The following is a 17,609-nucleotide window of genomic DNA, read 5'->3' as shown; positions in this document are numbered from 1 at the left end:
CATTGGACATGATTAGGATATACATTTCAAATTTGGAGGAAATAAAATGACGCTGAACTTTCTGGAAATCATATTCATTCTTTTAGCACTATCGATGGTATACCTGAACCTCATTGATATATTTAACTATGTTATACTGATCAATCTATATCCTTATCTGCTGATATTTACGATTTTAGCAGCTATAGCTTCAATCATCACTCATTTGGTTAAAAGCAATGTAATTCATCATATTTTTTATGGAATCATCGCCGTTTACTTCATCTTTTTTTCTTATACATTTTTTAGGATCTATCACAATGTAAAAAAAATAGAGAATATAGGTGCACCGAGCAAAATTACGCTAAAAAATGAAGCCTCCTTTATTTATGAGGACACCACCATGTTCGATGAGATTATAGAAGCAGTCAGTGGTGCTAAAAACCATATTCACATTGAATTCTTCATCTATCGAGACGATCACATCGGTAAAAAAATTAAGGATTTATTGATTCAAAAAACCAAGGAAGGAATTCACGTAAGGTTGATTTATGATGGGATCGGTAGCATCGGATTAGATAAAAATTATATAAAAGAGCTCAAAGAAAACGGCGTAGAAATAAGGCCCTATAATAATATTATCGGGTCCATCATCAAAGGAAAATTAAACAATCGGAACCATCGAAAAATTGTAATTGTAGACGGTAAAATAGGGTTTATGGGTGGAATTAACATTGGAGATGAATATTTAGGTAGGGATAAAAAGGTAGGAAACTGGAAGGATTCATTGGTGAAGATTAAAGGAGAGGCAGTGCATGAAATGCAGAAGGTTTTTTTGCAGGATTGGCATTCCATAAGCGGTGAAGCCATAAGGGAAGATGCTTCGTACTTTCCAAAGGTAGAAGTAGAAAACACCCTTCCTATTAAAATCATACAGAGTGGTTACGACGCCTATTTAATTGGTATTAAGAAGGAATATTATGAACTCCTATCGGGTGCTAAGAAGCGAATTTACATCGTTACACCCTATCTGTTTTTAGATCAAAATATGCTGGAAGCAATTCAGCATATAGCAAACAAGGGTGGTGATGTGCGCATCATCCTCCCTAAAAATACAGACCATCCCTTTGTAGGATGGGTAAATGATTCTTTTTTTAGGGAACTTTTACAGAACAATGTAAAGATCTATCAATATAGTGATGGTTTTCTTCATTCTAAAATCATTTTAGTAGACGAAGAAATCGTCAGTGTAGGATCGGCAAACTTTAATGTACGCAGTCAATATCTAGACTATGAGATGAATGCCATGATATTTAGCAAGGAAGAGCTCCGCAGCATGCTAAAGGAGCTGAATCGAAATATGAAAAACAGCGAAGAAATGACCTTGCAGGAATATGAAAATAGTACGATCTGGCAGAAGCTAAAAGCAAAGCTGGGCGTTCTCATTCGCCCTTTCATTTAGGCATAGTATACAAATGGAAATAACCGTCAATAATATGGAAGGTGTTAGAGAGGAGTGGTATTATGACGATTAAAATTGGAATCCCAAGAGGTTTATGGTTTTATGACTACTATCCTTTATGGAAGACTTTTTATGAAGAGTTGGGTGCGCAGGTCATTCTATCGAAAGCAACAAACAAACACATATTGGATCAGGGCGTAAAAAATACAGTGGATGAAGCCTGCCTGCCTGTAAAAATCTTTAATGGCCATGTGATGGATTTAAAGGATCGGGTGGACTATATTTTTCTTCCAAAGATGATGAGTGTTTATGAAAGAGAGTACATCTGTCCAAAATTTTCAGGACTTCCAGAGATGGTAGCCCATTCCATTAAGGATCTACCACCACTGATTGATGTGGAAATCAACTTTAATAAATCCAGAAAAAATTTAGATGAAACCATCTACCAATTTGGATACTATGTGACGAAGGATCATGGAAGAATTAAAAGAGCCTATGTAAAAGCTCTAGAAAGCTATGCAAAATATAAGGATACCATTAGAAGAGGGTATCTACCAATGGATGGAGAGCTAAAGGATTATAAGGTATCTGAGGCAAGAAAGAAAATTGCAGTGGTCGGACATACCTATAATTTATATGATAGCTATAGCTCCATGAATTTGCTGAAAAAATTAAATGAGAATCATATGGAAATTATTGTGCCAGAAATGCTGGATTTTAGCGTCATTAATAAATATGCAGGAGAATTAGATAAGAAGATGTTTTGGAGCTTCGGAAGAAAGCTTTTAGGAACCGCTATGTATTTAGCCGACAATAAAGGAGTGGACGGTGTCATTTATTTATCCTCCTTTGGCTGTGGCATCGATTCCATTATACAGGACTTATTCGAAAGAAAATCAAGGAGGGAAGGAAAAATACCTTTTCTTCTATTAACCATAGACGAGCATACTGGTGAAGCGGGAATCAATACGAGAATTGAAGCATTTTTAGATATGATTGAATGGAGGAAGAAGCATGAAAGTAACCTTTCCGCATATGGGTAATCAATATGTAGCAATTAAGGTATTGCTTGAGGAGCTGGGCGTGGATGTAGTGATCCCTCCAAAATGCAGTAAAGAAACCTTAGATATTGGCGTGAAGCATTCACCAGAGTCTATTTGTTTGCCTTTAAAGGTTCATATGGGAAATTACATAGAAAGCATTGAATTGGGGGCAGATACTATTGTTCTAACGGGGAGCTGTGGTCCTTGTCGCTTTGGCTATTACTCCATATTGCAAAGAGAGCTCCTGATGGAGGCTGGATACGATGTGGATATTATTTTATTAGATCCGCCACAGGGAGATTACAAGTCATTTTTCAATAGAATCTTTAAGCTGACGGGTACTAAAAATCCCTACAAAATATTGCGTGCCTTTAAGAAAGCGATGGATGTATTGAAGATGGTAGATGATTTAGAGGATACCACTTATTATAAAAGACCGAGAGAAAAATTAAGAGGTGCCGTAGATCGTCATTACGATAATTTTCATCGTGATATTCCAATGGTGTATGGATATGAAGCTGTATGTCATCTGATAAAAGAGACCAAGAAAAAAATAATGGCCGTAGAGGAGGATATCCATAGAGACATTATTAAAATTGGGATCATCGGGGAAATTTACACTATTATTGAATCTTTTGTGAACTTGGATATCGAGAGAAAACTAGGAAGTCTAGGCGTCGAAATTGATAAATCCTTAAAAATCAGCCGTTGGGCAAAGGAGCATTTGCTTCTAACCCCTTTGAAGCGAACCGATGAACAGGAAACCTGGGACGCCGCAGCACCTTACTTAAAAACCATGATTGGGGGACATGGCAGGGAAACCGTAGGATATGGCGTAAGATTTGCAGAAGAAGGATTTCATGGAATTATACAGATTTATCCGCTGACCTGTATGCCAGAGATCGTAGCCCAAAGCATACTTCCTACTGTGGAGAAAGACCACAACATTCCGTATCTGTGCCTAATTGTGGATGAAATGACTGGAGAAGCGGGCTATATGACTAGGCTAGAGGCATTTGTAGATCTGCTGCGCCGAAGAAAGGAGATGGAGGAACGTGAAAAATTGTTATCTGGGAATTGATGTAGGTTCCGTCAGTACTAATATTGTATTGATGGATGAAAATAAAAACATTATAGCCAAGGTTTATACTGGAACCAATGGAAAACCCATCGATGCTGTTCAAAGAGGCTTGAAGGAAGTCAAATCTCAAATTAGAGAAGATATCAACATTAGAGCTGTAGGAACAACTGGAAGCGGCAGAAATTTAGCTTCGATGATCGTGGGTGCCGATGTGGTGAAAAATGAAATTACCGCCCATGGCATCGCCGCCCTGAACTTTGTGGAAGGTGTCAGAACCATATTGGAAATTGGTGGTCAGGATTCTAAGATCATCCTACTGCGTGATGGCATCATCAGTGATTTTGCCATGAACACCGTATGTGCTGCAGGGACAGGCTCCTTTTTAGACCGCCAAGCTGGCCGCATGGGAATTGATATCAAGGATTTTGGTGGTTTGGCCCTAAATTCTAAAAATCCAGTTCGTATTGCTGGAAGATGCGCCGTTTTTGCAGAGACCGATATGATCCATAAGCAGCAGCTGGGTCATAACCAAGAAGATATCATCAAAGGGCTTTGTGACGCTATGGTGAGAAACTTTCTAAACAACTTGGCGAAGGGAAAAGAAATTGCAGGTCCCGTAGTTTTTCAAGGGGGCGTTGCTGCAAATGTAGGCATTAAAAAATCCTTCGAGGAAGCCTTAGGGCTAGAAGTGTTTGTGCCGCCGAATCACGATGTGATGGGTGCTGTGGGATCTTGTTTGTTAGCTCAGGAACACGCTGCAAAGGGAAATCCAACAAATTTTAAAGGATTCGATATTATCAACTCCGGCTACCATGTAAGAGGCATTGAATGCTCTGACTGTGCCAATATGTGCGAGGTGGTAGAGATATTAAGAGATGGACAAATTACGGCACGTTGGGGAGATAAGTGTGGCAAGTGGAGTGAATTGATAGAGCAGAATAGAGAAAAACTAGCATAGCCATATATAGAATCCCATTGTTCTAATAAATTTAGAGCAATGGGATTTTTCTATTATAGATAAAATAAATAGTGTTTGCAAGGCATATCGAGAATTCCAATTAGTCCCCCCTTTTATATAATGATAGAATTTAATTGGAAGATGTTAAATATAAACCAAGGCAGGGGGATTTAAATGAGACCGGAAGTTATGCAAGAAGTAGAAGGGTTAAGAGGCGTGAATTCTGTAAAGATTAAAGAGGCTCATGAGGCTGGTAAAAAAGTAGTAGGAATGTACTGTGTATTTTCTCCTCAGGAAATCGCATTGGCAGCAGATGCAATTTCCGTTACACTTTGTGGAACGGCACAGGCGCCTATAGAGGATGCAGAAAAGGAATTGCCTAGAAACTTATGTCCGTTGATCAAGTCCAGCTATGGATTTGCCATTACAGATAAATGTCCGTATTTCTATTTTTCAGATGTGCTATTGGCAGAAACCACCTGTGATGGGAAGAAAAAAATGTACGAGCTGATGGGAAAAATTAAACCGATGCATATTATGAATCTGCCACAGACAGCGGAGGATGAAGATTCCCTAAACTTATGGAAAAATGAAATGGTCAAATTTAAAAGCTTTTTAGAGGAAAAGTTTGAAGTCACCATTACAGATGAGAAGTTAAGACAAGCCATTCAGCTAATGAATCGAGAAAGAAAAGCCATGCGAGAGCTCCATCAATTGAATGCACATAAACCAGCGCCTCTAACAGGTATGGATATGATGCTTGCCCAGTGGTTAAAAGGGTTCAATGTGGATAAAGAAGCAGGGATTCAATTGATTGAAAGACTAATTGCTGAAACGAAAGAGCAGATGGCAAAAGGGCTCTATGCCTTTGATGAGAATGCACCGCGTATTTTACTAACAGGGTGTCCGATTGGAAGTGGCTCTGAAAAGATATTGAGAATTTTAGAGGAATCCGGTGCCAGTGTTGTTGCTTTAGAAAATTGTACGGGATATAAGGGACTAGATGTGTTGGTGGACGAAACCAAGGAGCCAATCACTGCTCTTGCAGAGAAATATTTATCCACCCCTTGTTCCTGTATGACCAACAACAATGGCAGATTGGACTTAATTAAACGGTTGGCGGAAGAATATCAGGTGGATGGTGTGGTGGATTTAACCTGGCAAGCCTGTCATACTTACAATATCGAATCCTTCACCGTTCGAAATTTTGTTCGTGATGAACTGAATCTACCATTTCTACAGGTAGAAACAGATTATTCAGATTCAGATGTAGGACAAATTAAAGTACGGGTAGAAGCTTTCTTAGAGACCATGGAATCTACCGTTACGGCATAATCGTGTTGAAGGATGTGATTGGGTGATTAGTATAGGAATCGATGTCGGTTCTGTAGCGGCAAAGGCAGCAGCTTACAATGGAGAAAAAATCATATGCACTGCACTGATTCCTACGGGGTGGAGTCCCAGGGAATCAGGAACTCACCTCCTTAATGAAGTCATGGAGAAACTGAGTATTACGAAGACGGATATTGTTGCAATTGTAGGAACGGGCTACGGCAGAGTATCTCTTCCCTTTATCGATAAAAAGGTTACAGAGATTACTTGTCATGGGAAAGGCGCTCACTATATAGATCCTAATATTCGGACGGTCATCGATATTGGCGGACAGGACAGCAAGGTGATTAAAATCAATAGAGAAGGTGCTGTGGTGGACTTTTTAATGAACGACAAATGTGCTGCAGGAACGGGAAGATTTCTTCAGGTAATGTCCAATGCTTTAGAAATTGATGTAGGGCAGCTTTCAGACTTAGCAGAGGGAGCAGAGCCCGCCAATATCAATAGCATGTGTACGGTCTTTGCAGAATCTGAAGTGGTCAGCCTGATTGCTGAAGGAACCTCCAAAGAAGCCATTGCTGCTGGACTTCTACATTCTGTATGCAATAAGACCTACTCCTTAGTGAGTAAAATTGGTGTAGAGAATAAGGTGTATTTTTCGGGTGGTGTTTCGAGGAATGCATATCTAAGATCGACTCTCAGCAATAAATTGGGTGTAGAGATAATTTCTTCGGAGCAGTCCCAATTTTTGGGGGCTATCGGAGCGGCGATTATAGGATATCCATCAAGCGTTCAATAGAGAATATCCCATCTATAAATGCTCCCCTCGGTTTGGGTGATACCATCTAAACCGAGGGGAGCGTTTACTTTTTACAGCTTCGTATTTTAAATAGCTTCTATTTTTTTACAGGAATTTTATTATCTTTTAGACGGAACCATATGAATTGCTTCGTTGGTCAATCCCATGACAGCCTCTACAAAGGCTTCTCCTAGAGTAGGATGAGCATGAATTGTACTGGCAATATCATCGGCAGTCAATTGATTTCGAATCGCCAAAGCGCCCTCGTGAATTAAATCGGCTGCATGAGGTCCCATAATATGGACACCGATAATTCTATTGTTTTCTCCAGTGGAGATGACTTTAACAAAGCCTTGTGGTTCTCCCATGGATAAAGCCTTACCATTGGCACCGAACATAAATTTGCTTGTTTTATAATCGATCCCCTGCTCCTTCGCTTCTTCTTCCGTTATACCAACTGTGGAAATCTCAGGAGATATGAAGATACAGCTGGGCACAACGCCACGATCTTCTGAAACTGGAGCATCCATGATGATTTCAGCAACAGATTTTCCTTCGTGGGAAGCTTCGTGCGCCAGCATCATGCCGCCGTTCACATCGCCGATGGCATAAACACCCTTTACATTGGTTTCAAAGCGATCATTAACTTGAATTCGTTTTCTATCTAATTCAATGCCGATCCCTTCTAGGTTCAGTCCTTCTATAACAGGAGTTCTACCAACGGAAACGAGAACCTGATCCACCTCTACTTCAATGGAACCCTTTTTATCCTTTGCTACAATCACAAGACTTCCGTTGCTTTCCTTAATTTCTTCTACACCGGTAGATGTATTGATCTTAATGCCATCCTTTTTTAGGGATGTGGTTAGTCTCTTAGAAATATCCTTATCCAACTTTATTAAAATACTAGGAGCAAATTCAAATACAGTAACCTCAGATCCTAGAGCATTGAAGATTCCTGCGAACTCTATTCCGATAACACCGCCGCCGATAATCGCTAGACGCTTTGGAATTTCCTTAAAGCTTAGTAGCTCATTGCTTGTCATAACGCCATTTAAATGGATGCCAGGAATTGGTGGTAGCGTTGGCTTTGCACCAGTGGCGATAATGATATTTTTTGCTGGAATCTCTCGTTCTTCTCCCGTTACCAAAGTGGCTTTCACAAGATTCTTATTTAGAATCGTTCCTCTTCCCCTTAAAATTTCTACACCATAGGCACTGAGCACTGTATGGATTCCGCCCACAAGCTGATCGATCACATTTTGTTTTCTCTCTTGAATCTTCTCCACGTCAATACTATAATTTTCGATGCCTTTAATTCCGAATTCCTCAATATTTTTTAAGGTGGAAATGACCTCTGCATTTTTGCAGAGGGCCTTTGTAGGAATACAGCCTACGTTTAAACAAGTGCCACCTAAAGCATTTTCTTCGATTAATGTCACTTTTCCACCCAATTGAGCGCCTCTAATGGCAGCAACGTATCCCCCAGGGCCACCGCCTATGATTACGATATCCTTTTCCAATGGACTCAACCTCCTAAAGTTTTATTGTAGAAGTTTATGTATTTTAACGTATATTCAGATAATATACATTACTATTTCCTTCTATAGTATATATTAATTTTCTTAATTTTTCAATTATTAACATAGATTCTGTAAACAGTCGGTTTTCTAAAAGGAATTGTATCATAGGTTAAGAAATACTTGTGGCAAAATATAAGAATTTGTAATTAAAACTAATTAATATTTATTATTAAAATTTTTATAAAAAACCTTTGAATTTATGTGAACCTCTGTTATAATAAAGTTAAATTAACAAATTTTTAACAAGAAGACGATTTTATCCGATAATTAGGCTGGCTGGTCTTGTTTTATTTGTTATGATAAAAGGTGAAAAGGTGGCGTTGAGATGTTTGGTAAAATAGGTACAGGAGAATTGGTTTTAATATTAGGGATTGCCCTTGTAATATTTGGACCTGGAAAGCTTCCGGACTTAGGTAAAGCCTTAGGAAAATCAATTGGTGAGTTTAAGAAATTTTCCAATGATGTAAAGGGAGACATGGACGAAATAAAGAAGGAAATATCCATAGATGATGTAGTACTTGATAAAAAAGAAACTAAATAAAAAGTATGCCAATGCCAGCTGCAGCACATCCTCTATTCAATCTATGATGTCTGTGGTTGGTAATACTTTTATACCCATTAAAAAATCATAGGAATTATTAAGAACCAGAACGGAGGATAACAATGAGTATGGAATCAGAACAAAAACAATCTCTAAATGAAACAGTAGAAAACAAAGGCGTAGAAGCTGAAGCAATAGAAATCGACTGTGCAGAAAACACGGTGGGAATCATTGACGTTGAAGCCGATAAGATCGAATCCATGGGATGGTTTATCAGGGACAAATCCTTCGAAGGACAAGTATGTAATGCAGAAGAATTTTTAGAAGAACCATTTTTCTTGGAAGTGGAGGAACTGATCACATCCATCGATGAACTGAAGGAAAGAGAAGAATTCAAAGATATTTATAGCAAAAAAGGCTCAAATTCCTTATACTTATTTTCAGACAAATACGTAACAGAAAACTACGCCGATATGCTGGTGATGGTTGAGGAAAAAGATTTACTAAAGATGGTGGCAGATACCGTAAGAAAGGAATCGAAAACCTATCCAAGACCCACTTCGTCAAAACTATTTACATTGAGACCCTTTAATCTTTCAAAGGAGCAATTTGATGGGGTTTTAGAGCAATTAAAGAAAAAGGAAGAATATAAGGATATCCAAGAATCCAAAGCATCCAATGGCGTTCTGTACCTATATTCCGATGAATATATGACGAAAGCACACGCAAACTCTCTAACAGAGTGGCTTGAAGTAGAGCAAAGACAAAATCCATAAATAAAGCCTCGTCACCAATGGCGAGGTTTTATTTTGTTTTGTTTTATGAACCTCCAAACTCATATTTTTTAGAATCGATATCGTAAACTATATAATGGAATGTCCATCAGTGGGGATGCATATAAAATAATAGAAAGCGTATTGACAAATGACAAAAAAATAACTATATTTAAAATAGAGTGAAAATACATACAAATACATGCATATAATGATATTTCCATAAAAATAGAATTTCATATTGAAACTGGATCTACTAGCCTTATAGCCTAAAGTAACAAAGAACTTAGTCTAATAAGCAAAAGGAAGCTTCCTTTTGAACGTAGATTAGTAAAATTCTTATGAGATAGATGCTTTATCTTAGTTGAAAGAATTGCTTCCGTTTACTAATCTAAAAGTATTTTTTAAATACTTTTAGATTTTTTTTATCATATTTTGTTATAAATTTAACAAAAATAGAAAGGAAGTGGTTGGATTATCCATAAATCTAGAAAAATTGACAGCAATAACATCGTTTCATCTTAAAGTTTCATTGCAAAAAGTCTAAATTAGGAGGGAGAGTCCTTATGTTTGAAAGAGAAGTTGCAGATTTTTTAGAAACATTAAGAACGAGAAGGGAATTTTTAAAGATCAGTGGTAAGGGGATTGCAGGGATTACGGTTACGGCTTCCATGATGAATATGTTGGGATATACCAACGTTGATGTAGCAAGTGCTGAGACCTATGTGACTGCCAAGGGGATATTGATTTCAGAAAGAAATAAATGCGTTGGATGTCAACGATGTGAAATGGTTTGTACCGTTACCAATGACCGAAAGGTTCATCCATTTATCTCTAGAGTAAAGATTAGTAGAAATTTTAATTATGGTAATGAAATTAAAGATAATTACCGTTACGAAGATGGTTATTATGGGAACTTCCTGATGACACCTGAAACCTGTAAACAATGTGAAAATCCGAAATGTGCCAGTGCCTGTCCTGTAGACGCTATTAGTCTGAATGAAAGATGGGGTGCTTGGATGGTAGACGAGAGTAAGTGCATTGGCTGCGGTGTATGTAAAAGAGCCTGTCCATGGGGAATGCCAACAGTAGATCCTGAGGATAAAAAGTCTACAAAATGCATCCTATGTGGTGCATGCGTAGCCAACTGTATTACAGGGTCACTACAGATGATCCCATGGGAGAAAATATCTGAAATGGCTTTAAGAAAAGGATATCAGTTTGCATAATATATCGTTATCATAACGCATCGCAGAAAATTAGAATTTTTTTCACAACATCAATAAAATTTTTATAGATAGAGATTGGAGGAGTCGTAATGGCAATGGTAACTGGCTGGGCTGGGAAACTTTTAAGAGTAAATTTAACGACAGGAAATATTTCTACAGAAGATATTATGAAATATAAAGACTTTATCGGCGGCGCTGGTATTGGATATAAGGTTTTATTTGATGAGGTTCCTCAGGGAACCAAAGCCTTTGATGAGGCAAACAAAGTAGTGATTGCTGTTGGACCATTAACTGGAACCGGTGCGCCTTGCAGTGGAAGAACAAATATTACATCCCTTACACCGATTAACCCTTATGATGCTGTAACTGATAGCCATATGGGTGGAAATTTTGGTGCATACCTGAAATTTGCAGGATGGGACGGAATTATTGTTGAGGGAGTTTCTAAAACACCAGTATGGTTGAAGATTGAAGATGACAAAGTGTCCATAGAAGACGCTACAAATCTATGGGGAAAAGGAACTGTAGAGACTTCTAAAATGCTCAACGGTATTATGGGTAAAGAAGCTTGTATTGCATCCATCGGTCAAGCCGGTGAAAATTTAGTCCACTTATCTTCCATCGTAAACAGTGTAAACCACTCTGCTGGCGGGCATGGTGGCGTATTGGGATCTAAGAAACTAAAGGCCATCGGGATTAGAGGAACGGGCGCAGTGAAAATTGCCGATGGAAAAACACAGGATTGGTTGGCACTGAATCGATATATGATGTCCGATATTATCGGTGCAAACAATCAGCACGTTGTTCCGAATTCACCGCAGCAATGGGCAGAATATCATAGTGCTGGAAGTCGTTGGACAGCACAGACCGCTTTATTCTGGGGAGCAGCAGTACCTCCAGTAGAAACGGGAGAATGCCCTCCAGGCAACCCTAATAAAGTAGGTCTTCGTACACAGAAGGCCGTGTTTGACTTGGGGGCAGTAGCGGAGGAAAGAACGATTAAAATGGGTGGATGTCACTCCTGTCCAATTCGCTGTCAATCGAATCTAAAGGTTCCAGAGCTTGAAAAGTATGGTTTAACACCGTATGCAGCCAGTACCTGTATCAACTTCTCAACACCAGGAAGTGTAATGCATAAAGGATATTCCGATGGAGACCCTAAGGGAGAAGTTGCGCTCATTACCAAGAGCTTAGGCTCTAGACTTGCAGACGATTATGGTATCTGGAGTAACTACGGTCAGCTTCCTAGAGACTTTAAATATGCTTATAATTCTGGAAAGCTGAAGGAAGTACTGCCAGCAGAAGAATATAATAGCATTCCATGGAATTTATTAGAAGCTGGAGATCCTGCATTCTTATTGGAATTCTATAGAAGAATTGCATTCAAAGAAGGAGAATTCAGTAAGCTAGGTCTTGGACCTCACTATTTAGATAAAGAATGGAATTTAGGAGCAGATTACTGGAATTCCTATGGAAACAATATCTGGTCGAAGATGGCTTATCCAAAGCATCATAGTAATGAGGCAGGCGCTCAAGTCGGCGTTCTTGTAAATGTTATGTTCAACAGAGATGCAAACTCTCATACCCATATGAATATGATTGGTGCTGGTCTTCCGATAACTCTATTAAAAGAAATTGCAGGCGAGGTATGGGGCTCACCAGACGCTTTAGATGCACCACAGGACTATACACCGATGAATGAGTATAAAGCTAGATTCGCCAAATGGTCCTTAGATCGAAACTTCTTACACGATTCAATTACTTTATGTAACTGGGTATGGCCAATGACGGTTTCACCTTCCAAAGAAAGAAACTATAGAGGGGATACGGCTTTAGAAGCTAAATTCTTCAGCTTAGCAACAGGTATAGAAACCACAGAGGCTCAATTAGACTTTGCTGCAGAAAGAATTGCTACACTTCATAGAGCATTGACTATAAAAAATATGAATACGGTAGATATGCGTAACCAGCACGACACCATTCCAGAGTGGGCATTTATCGATGCGAAGAATCCAGATGCAAAACCGTTTACAAAGGGGACTGTAATGATGGATCGTGAGGATATGCAGCTAGGACTAACTATGCTATATAAACAATATCAGTGGGATGAAAAGACAGGTGCACCGACAAGGGCGGCTTTAGAGCGATTAAACCTAAAGGATGTGGCTGATGAATTAGAAAAGCTGAACTTACTTCCTAAATAACAGTAAGGCTTAATGTAAAGACCAATAGGACGGAAAAATTATTACATAAGTTTCTGCATTTGTAAACAAATCAATCCATTAGAAAAAGCTACGAGAGGAATCCTCCTTCCGTAGCTTTTTTGATGATATTTAATAAGATACGATCCATTAGATGGATTCGATGAGAACCTCCATGGTACCGCCACAAACCATACCTTCGTCTTCTGCGGCAAGTCCAGTCATATCTACATGTTCAATAGAGAATCTCTGATTTAAGATAACGTCACGAGATAAGGTAGCGATATTTGCTTCGCTACAACCGCCGCCGATACTCCCCATAGTTCTACCGTCCAGCCAAACAATCATTTTTGCACCAGCTTTTCTAGGAACAGATCCTTTAGAGGCAATGATCGTAATCAGTGCCCTTGGCACTTCAGATGCCACGCAGATCTGATTGATGACATCCGCATCAAACTCGGGCCAATTAAATTTATTGTTATTGCTTAATTTCGTTCCCAGGGCTCTCCTGCATCCAATGACTTCTGCAATGATGGAAACTGCAATTTCATCTGGTGTAACAGCGCCTATGCTAAGTCCAATCGGGGAGTGAACGGTGTTCAATCGTTCCTGATCATAACCTTCTTCAATGAGCTGGCTCATCATTTCTCTTACCCTACGCTTAGAACCGATCATGCCAATATAGGCAGGATGCGATTTCAATGTGTTTCTAAGACAGACACCGTCATGGCGATGACCTCTCGTTACAATCACAACAAAATCGGACTCTCTTAACTTTAAGGTATCGAATACCCTTTGAAAATCCTCGCAGATCACCTCATCTGCCTCAGGAAAACGGTTTGCATTGGCAAAGGTAGGACGATCATCTGCCACAACAACTGAAAATCCAACTTTAAAGCCAAATTCACATAGAGGCTTCGCAATATGCCCACCACCTAAAATAATGAGTCTCGGTCTTGGAAAATAAGGTTCAATTAAAATAGACGCCTCTTCACTTCGATGATAAAGATGGGGAATACCACTATGGAAGGTATTGAGGATCTCCTTTTGTAGCTCAGGATCCATAGTAGAAGCATCATTGAGTAAAGAAGCTTTAGAAATATGTAGTTTTTTTTCAATAGAACCTTCCCGTGGGTTGAGATGTTTCATAAATGTCAATAATGCAGATTCTTTGCCTTCAATTAAATCCTTCGATAAATTTTCATAAACATTTTTAACCATTCTAAATCACCCAATTCCTATTATAGTCTGTTGACTGTTATATATCTATCAACAATTATACCATAATCAAAATAAAAATCAAAACAATAAGATCCTCAAGCAAAAGAAGAATCATTGAGAATATTGAAATTCCTAGATAAATAAAAGAATACATTAATATTTATTTGTTTTTTAATAATAAGGTATATTGACAAATGATAATTATTTAATTATATTATAGTTATAAGAGTTACTTATATTAAAAATTATCACAGTAATAGAACAAATCCTAGTTAAACACCTTAAGTCCTTTTATATTTTTAATACGAAGTTTGTTAAATAACAAACGGCTTAAGGAAATTATAAATCACATCATAAATGAAGCTAGAAGTAAATTGGTAACAAACTTAATTATAGGAGGGAGAGTCCTTATGTTTGAAAAAGAGATTCAAGATTTTTTAGAAACACTAAGAACTAGAAGAGAATTCTTAAAGGTTAGTGGAAAAGGTATCGCTGGTATCACTGTTACTGCTTCTGTACTGAACCTATTAGGATGTTCTAACACCAACGTAGAAAACGCTACTGCAGCTGTAACTGCAAGGGGAGTCCTTATTGCAGAAAGAAACAAATGTGTTGGATGTCAACGATGCGAAATGGTTTGTACAGTATCCAATGATGCAAAAATCCATCCGCTTATTTCTAGAGTTAAAGTAAGCAGAAACTACAACTACGGTACAGAGATTAAAGAAGACTACCGTGCTGCTGACGGCTATTACGGAAATTTCTTAATGACACCTGAAACTTGTAAGCAAAGCAGTGAATGTAAAACAGAAAATGGAGAGCCAAAATGTGCAGCAGCTTGTCCAGTAGATGCGATTACTTTACAAGAAAAGCCATTTGGTGCTTGGACTGTTGATGAAAGCAAATGTGTTGGATGTGGCGCATGTACACAAGCCTGTCCATGGCATATGCCGACAATCGACCCAGAAGACAAAAAATCCACAAAATGTATTCTATGTGGTGCATGTGCTGATAACTGTATTACAGGCGCATTAAAGATTATTCCTTGGGAGGAAGTAACAACAGCAGCAAGAAGAAAAGGATTTTTCTTCGCATAATTTGCTCAATTGTTAAATAGGAATTTGGTTTAAAAATGAAGTGATTATTTTTATAAGAACGGGAGGAATCATAATGTCTAATGTTACTGGCTGGACAGGAAAACTGTTAAGAGTAAATTTAACTACAAAAACTATATCTACAGAAGATACTATGAAATATAAAGAATTAATCGGTGGAGCAGGAATCGGATATAAAGTTATATTTGACGAAGTACCACAAGGAACAAAAGCTTTTGATGAAGCAAATAAAATTGTAATTGCCGTTGGACCTTTTACAGGTGCTGGTGTACCTTGTAGTGGTAGAACAAATATTACTTCACTTGCACCAACAAACCCATATCATGCTGTAACAGATAGCCATATGGGTGGAAACTTTGGACCAATCCTAAAATTTGCAGGATGGGATGGTATCATTGTTGAAGGAGCATCTCAAACACCAGTATGGTTAAAAATTGATGATGATAAGGTATCCATTGAAGATGCTAGCCATTTATGGGGTAAAGGAACTGTTGAAACAGAAAAGACATTACATGATGTTCTAGGAAAAGAAGCTTGTATCGGAGCAATTGGTCAAGCTGGAGAAAACTTAATCAACCTATCTTCTTTCGTAAACACTGTAAACCACTCTGCTGGTGGACACGGTGGAGTGTTCGGTTCTAAGAAATTAAAAGCAATCGGTATTAGAGGAACTGGATCTGTTAAAATTGCAGAAGGTAAAGCACAGGAATGGTTAAAATTAAATAGATTTATGATGACAGAGATCATCGGTTCTAACAACCAACACGTTGTTCCAAGTACACCTCAGCCATGGGCAGAGTACCACTGGACAGGAAGCCGTTGGACAGGACAACCAGGATTATTCTGGGGAGCAGCTGAGCCACCAGTAGAAACTGGAGAATGTCCAGTAGGAGATCCAAATAGAGTTGGACTTCGTACACAAAAGGCGATCTTCGACTTAGGTGCAGTAGCAGAAGAAAGAACAATTAAAATGGGTGGATGCCATTCTTGTCCAATCCGTTGCCAATCCAACTTAAAAGTGCCTGAGCTTGAGAAATATGGCTTAACACCGTATGCAACCAGCACATGTATTGGATTCATCAACCCTGGTACAGTTATGAACGTAAACTGGCAAGGTACAGAGCAAGAATTGATCATCAAGAGCTTAGGTTCAAGACTTGCAGATGATTACGGTATCTGGAGTAACTACGGTCAGTTAGGAAGAGACTTTAGATATATGCTGACTACTGGTAAATTTAAAGAAGTTCTTCCAAAAGAAGAATACGATAGCATTCGATGGGATTTAGCTGAATCTGGAGATCCTGAGTTCTTATTAGAGTTCTACAGAAGAATCGCTCTAAAAGAAGGAGAGTTCTGGAAAGTAGCACAAGGTCCATATTGGATGGCAAAAGAATGGAAATTAGGAAACGATTACTGGGATAACTATGGAAATAACGTTTGGTCTAAAATGGCATTCCCTAAACATCACAGTAATGAGGCTGGTGCTCAGGTAGGAGTTCTTGTAAACATCATGTTCAATAGAGATGCCAACTCTCATACACATATGAACTTATTGGATAATGGACTTCCAATTGAAATCTTAAAAGATATTTTAGCTGAGAAATTCGGTTCTGGAGACGCATTAGATCCAAAGGCAAACTATACACCAATGAACGAATACAAAGCAAAATTTGCAAAATGGTCCGTAGATAGAAACTTCTTACACGACTCTATTACATTATGTAACTGGGTATGGCCAATGACAGCTTCTCCTTCTAAGGAAAGAAACTACAGAGGAGATACAGCGTTAGAAGCTAAGTTCTTCAGTTTAGCAACAGGAATCGAAACTACTGAAGATGAATTAGATTTTGCTGCAGAAAGAATTTCTACACTTCATAGAGCATTAACTGTAAAAAATATGAACACTGTAGATATGCGTAACGAGCATGATACAATTCCTGAGTGGGCATTTGTAGATCTTAAGAATCCAGATGCAAAACCATTCACAGAGGGAACAGTAATCATGGATAGAGACGATATGCAATTAGCTTTAACAATGCTATATAAGGAATACGGATGGGATGAGAAGACAGGAGCACCTACAAGAGCTTGTCTAGAAAGATTAAATCTAAAAGATGTAGCGGATGAGTTAGAAAAACTAAACTTACTTCCTAAATAAATAAAACCTTAATTCAATCAATATAAAGATGTAGAAGAGTCTAAGGCTCTTCTACATTTTTGTGTAAAAGAGGATGCAGTATTCATTTAAATATAAAATATTAAATAATAATTAATATTACCTAAAATTGAATC

The 17,609-nt window shown here is 38.3% G+C and carries 14 protein-coding genes; 12 read left to right on the top strand and 2 right to left on the bottom strand.

The annotated features are described in order from the left end of the window. The first annotated feature begins 46 nt into the window (after positions 1–46). The 6 genes from cls (at position 47) to CLOS_RS11190 (ending at position 6,654) form a co-directional block, all read left to right on the top strand. Complete coding sequence (gene cls, locus CLOS_RS11215; RefSeq protein ID WP_012159998.1) at positions 47–1,441, top strand: cardiolipin synthase; 1,395 nt, start codon at positions 47–49, stop codon at positions 1,439–1,441. 62 nt (positions 1,442–1,503) lie between these two features. Continuing rightward, complete coding sequence (locus CLOS_RS11210) at positions 1,504–2,484, top strand: acyl-CoA dehydratase activase-related protein (protein ID WP_012159997.1); 981 nt, start codon at positions 1,504–1,506, stop codon at positions 2,482–2,484. Then, positions 2,456–3,565: an acyl-CoA dehydratase activase-related protein gene (locus tag CLOS_RS11205; protein WP_012159996.1), complete on the top strand. Its 1,110-nt coding sequence runs from the start codon at positions 2,456–2,458 to the stop codon at positions 3,563–3,565. Before CLOS_RS11210 ends, CLOS_RS11205 begins: the two co-directional genes overlap by 29 nt. Then, positions 3,540–4,523, top strand: a complete 984-nt coding sequence (locus CLOS_RS11200) for an acyl-CoA dehydratase activase (RefSeq protein ID WP_012159995.1) — start codon at positions 3,540–3,542, stop codon at positions 4,521–4,523. Before CLOS_RS11205 ends, CLOS_RS11200 begins: the two co-directional genes overlap by 26 nt. 174 nt (positions 4,524–4,697) lie before the next feature. Then, positions 4,698–5,858, top strand: coding sequence for a double-cubane-cluster-containing anaerobic reductase (locus CLOS_RS11195; protein ID WP_012159994.1), 1,161 nt, complete (start codon positions 4,698–4,700; stop codon positions 5,856–5,858). A 22-nt stretch (positions 5,859–5,880) separates the two neighbouring features. Continuing rightward, positions 5,881–6,654, top strand: coding sequence for an acyl-CoA dehydratase activase (locus CLOS_RS11190; protein ID WP_012159993.1), 774 nt, complete (start codon positions 5,881–5,883; stop codon positions 6,652–6,654). Positions 6,655–6,773: 119 nt separating this feature from the next. Here the strand turns inward: CLOS_RS11190 and lpdA are convergent, their stop codons facing one another. After that, positions 6,774–8,177 (bottom strand): dihydrolipoyl dehydrogenase, encoded by a 1,404-nt coding sequence (gene lpdA / locus CLOS_RS11185; protein WP_012159992.1) that lies wholly within the window; start codon positions 8,175–8,177, stop codon positions 6,774–6,776. Between the two features lie 385 nt (positions 8,178–8,562). Between lpdA and CLOS_RS11180 the strand changes: the two genes are divergently transcribed. From CLOS_RS11180 to CLOS_RS11165, 4 genes are all read left to right on the top strand, one after another. After that, positions 8,563–8,778: a twin-arginine translocase TatA/TatE family subunit gene (locus CLOS_RS11180; protein WP_012159991.1), complete on the top strand. Its 216-nt coding sequence runs from the start codon at positions 8,563–8,565 to the stop codon at positions 8,776–8,778. 122 nt (positions 8,779–8,900) lie between these two features. Beyond that, the gene (locus tag CLOS_RS11175; RefSeq protein WP_012159990.1) at positions 8,901–9,554 is read left to right on the top strand and encodes a YdhW family putative oxidoreductase system protein; all 654 of its coding nucleotides are present in this window, start codon (positions 8,901–8,903) and stop codon (positions 9,552–9,554) included. 563 nt (positions 9,555–10,117) lie between these two features. Continuing rightward, entirely contained in the window at positions 10,118–10,780 is a 663-nt protein-coding gene (locus CLOS_RS11170; protein ID WP_012159989.1) for a ferredoxin-like protein, read from the top strand. Positions 10,781–10,869: 89 nt separating this feature from the next. Then, complete coding sequence (locus tag CLOS_RS11165) at positions 10,870–12,984, top strand: aldehyde ferredoxin oxidoreductase (RefSeq protein ID WP_012159988.1); 2,115 nt, start codon at positions 10,870–10,872, stop codon at positions 12,982–12,984. 147 nt (positions 12,985–13,131) lie between these two features. On the opposite strand, the gene CLOS_RS11160 is transcribed toward CLOS_RS11165, so the two are convergent. Next, positions 13,132–14,202, bottom strand: coding sequence for an XdhC family protein (locus CLOS_RS11160; RefSeq protein WP_012159987.1), 1,071 nt, complete (start codon positions 14,200–14,202; stop codon positions 13,132–13,134). Positions 14,203–14,612: 410 nt separating this feature from the next. Here CLOS_RS11160 and CLOS_RS11155 point away from each other — a divergent pair, with 410 nt between their 5' ends. Together CLOS_RS11155 and CLOS_RS11150 are read left to right on the top strand one after the other, a co-directional pair. Beyond that, positions 14,613–15,299: a ferredoxin-like protein gene (locus CLOS_RS11155; RefSeq protein ID WP_012159986.1), complete on the top strand. Its 687-nt coding sequence runs from the start codon at positions 14,613–14,615 to the stop codon at positions 15,297–15,299. 73 nt (positions 15,300–15,372) lie between these two features. Then, positions 15,373–17,475, top strand: coding sequence for an aldehyde ferredoxin oxidoreductase (locus tag CLOS_RS11150; RefSeq protein WP_012159985.1), 2,103 nt, complete (start codon positions 15,373–15,375; stop codon positions 17,473–17,475). The last annotated feature ends 134 nt before the right edge of the window (positions 17,476–17,609 follow it).

It is taken from the genome of Alkaliphilus oremlandii OhILAs (assembly GCF_000018325.1).
Classification (GTDB): Bacteria; Bacillota; Clostridia; order Peptostreptococcales; family Natronincolaceae; genus Alkaliphilus_B; species Alkaliphilus_B oremlandii.
Note: the sequence above shows the minus strand (reverse complement) of the source record. Positions and strands in the feature narration are given on the sequence as shown.